This is a genomic window from Azoarcus taiwanensis (assembly GCF_012910885.1).
Classification (GTDB): domain Bacteria; phylum Pseudomonadota; class Gammaproteobacteria; order Burkholderiales; family Rhodocyclaceae; genus Azoarcus_F; species Azoarcus_F taiwanensis.
Genome location: NZ_WTVM01000246.1, coordinates 1 through 2,139, shown reverse-complemented (window position 1 = coordinate 2,139; position 2,139 = coordinate 1). Strand labels below are relative to the sequence as shown.

The following is a 2,139-nucleotide window of genomic DNA, read 5'->3' as shown; positions in this document are numbered from 1 at the left end:
TGATGGCGGTGCGTTTCTTCATGGCTGGCGGCAGAGAACGAAATCAGGACAATCCAATTTTACCAATCACAGAGGTGCCGAGGTTTTTCGAGGCGCCCATATATCTATGATGTTGTAGTGGTCATTTGGGTCATCTGGATCATGAGGCCTGTTGATTTCGCACATCCCCCAAACATCATCCGGCGGCGCATCATTCTGCTTTCCATCGGGGCAGGCCATCTTGAAGTTGGTCCATGTGAAGCTGTCGAACTCCGGCATGAGCACATCCGGCGTGCTGAAGACTTTGTCAATGACCGTCGCTTCGCCGGTGCGTGGGTTCTTGCCGCAGCACTGAGTGCTCGTGTCGAACTCGCCACATGGTGACGACGGCGGGAAGACGCAGCCGTGCTTGATTTCGTACTGCTTTTGCCCCTCCGCGGTCGTGAAGCACGCCGTGACATCGCACACGGGTTCTTCAGGCTCAGGCAGACAGCTTGAAACCGTGGGGTCGCAGGCAGGCGGCGAACCCCCGAAGATGAAGTCGTCCGCGAGGACCGGTAGCGACAGCAAGGTCAGAAAGATCGCTGCAATCAGCCGTTCGAATCGCATGGATGATGTCCGTTTGTCAGTGACTAAGGCAGGTTGACGCAGGGAGGAGGTGGCTCCGGCTCACCGTCTCCCGGTCCCTCGCCCGGATCACTCCCGCCGCCACTGCTTAGCGGCGTGGTACACGCCGGATCGGTAACCGGACACACCGGTAAGGTCGGCCCCTCGGGTGGCGGCCCCGGGTCGGAGGGCGAACCGGCGTTGCCCGGCCCGGGAATCGATACGTTGGCCGCCTCGATGGCGGGCGAGTGCATGCGCATGACCGTGTGGGTCACCACCGGAATACGCCCCTGGGCGAGGAGGCTTGCGCGGAAGGCGTCCGGATCGGCGGGATTCAGAAACGCCACCGTGCGGGTCATGAACGGGCCGGCGAGCGGGATCTGCTTTTGCGGGGGGATGCCGTAGGTGATGCGCAGCTTGAGCAGGTTGGCGTCACTCAGCGTCTGACCGCTGGCGTTGCTGGCCGGGTTGCGGTTGCAGCCCGGGCGATCGGTGGGGCATTCGAGGTGGGCGAGGTTGGCGTTGGGGATCACGCGCGAACCGACCCCCATGCGCGCGGCCAGTGCCGGGCTGTGGAAATCATCGAAGCTCTCCCGGGTGGGCGAGAGGATCTCGATGCGCACATAGGCCGACTCGGCCGTGGCGCGGGCGCGGGAGGCGGCCAGCTGGGCGGTGGTGGTGCCCCCGCCGTGGTAACCGGTCATGGCGCGGTCGAAGGCGGTGCGTATCGCGGTGGGGTTGGCGTTGGAGACCGTGCCGGCGCGGGCGGCCTCGAAGGTGGCGTAGTTCAACTGGCTCTTGGCATGAAAGGCCAGCGCGTACTGCATGAGCGCGAGCAGGATGAACAGCACCAGCGGGCCGACGATGACGAACTCGACCAGTGTGGCGCCGCGCTGGGGACGATGCGGGGTGTGTGCTCTCATGTCTGTGACCCTGTGTCGTCGGCGAGCAACTCGGGCGCGATGCGCCCGCCCGGCACGAGCCCGAGGCGCGCGGCCTCGCCGGCGGCCAGCTCCAGGGTGTGGCGGGCGGCCACACATGCGGCCACACGCCAGGGTGCGAGCGCGGGCACGACCTTGCGGATGCGCCCGTGGCGATCGACGAAGATCACATCAATGGGGTAGTGCATGAAGGCGGTATGGACCGAGCTGCACGGGCTGATGCGCAACGCCTGACCGGGCGCCGGCGCGGGCGAGCCGATGAGCCCGCGCAGCCGGTCCAGGAGGCGCACCGCCGGGCGCACCACGAGTGCGGGCGCTGCCAGGGCTGCCGAGGGTATCGTGGTCGGATCGGCGCTCGGGTGTGAGGCGCGCGCCTGAGCGCTGTCAGTGTGCGCACTCATAGGCCGACGGCGAGAAACTTCATCACGATGGGGAACATGAGGATCGCGAACACGCACGGGAAGATGAAGAACAGCAACGGAAAGAGGAGCTTGACCGGCGCCTCCATGGCGAGCTTCTCGGCGCGTGCGAAGCGCTCGGTGCGCCGCTGATCGGCCTGGGCGCGCAGGATGGGCCCGAGACTCATGCCGGTGGCCTCGGCCTGGATGAGGGT

4 protein-coding genes are annotated in these 2,139 nt (G+C 66.0%); all 4 read right to left on the bottom strand.

Annotated features, from left to right (window positions below; translation table 11 throughout):
- Positions 1–66 precede the first annotated feature (66 nt).
- Positions 67–588, bottom strand: coding sequence for a hypothetical protein (locus tag GPA21_RS20035; protein ID WP_168989824.1), 522 nt, complete (start codon positions 586–588; stop codon positions 67–69).
- Between the two features lie 23 nt (positions 589–611).
- Positions 612–1,508, bottom strand: coding sequence for a TadE/TadG family type IV pilus assembly protein (locus GPA21_RS20030; RefSeq protein WP_168989823.1), 897 nt, complete (start codon positions 1,506–1,508; stop codon positions 612–614).
- The gene (locus GPA21_RS20025) at positions 1,505–1,927 is read right to left on the bottom strand and encodes a DUF192 domain-containing protein (RefSeq protein WP_168989822.1); all 423 of its coding nucleotides are present in this window, start codon (positions 1,925–1,927) and stop codon (positions 1,505–1,507) included. Before GPA21_RS20025 ends, GPA21_RS20030 begins: the two co-directional genes overlap by 4 nt.
- On the bottom strand, positions 1,924–2,139 hold a 216-nt coding region (locus GPA21_RS20020; RefSeq protein WP_211163734.1), incomplete at its 5' end, for a type II secretion system F family protein. The genes GPA21_RS20020 and GPA21_RS20025, both read right to left, overlap by 4 nt.

Excerpts from the sequence above, each read along its gene's own strand:
- GPA21_RS20035 (WP_168989824.1), bottom strand. The coding sequence starts at position 588 with ATGCGATTCGAACGGCTGATTGCAGCGATCTTTCTGACCTTGCTGTCG.
- GPA21_RS20025 (WP_168989822.1), bottom strand. The coding sequence starts at position 1,927 with ATGAGTGCGCACACTGACAGCGCTCAGGCGCGCGCCTCACACCCGAGC.
- GPA21_RS20030 (WP_168989823.1), bottom strand. The coding sequence starts at position 1,508 with ATGAGAGCACACACCCCGCATCGTCCCCAGCGCGGCGCCACACTGGTC.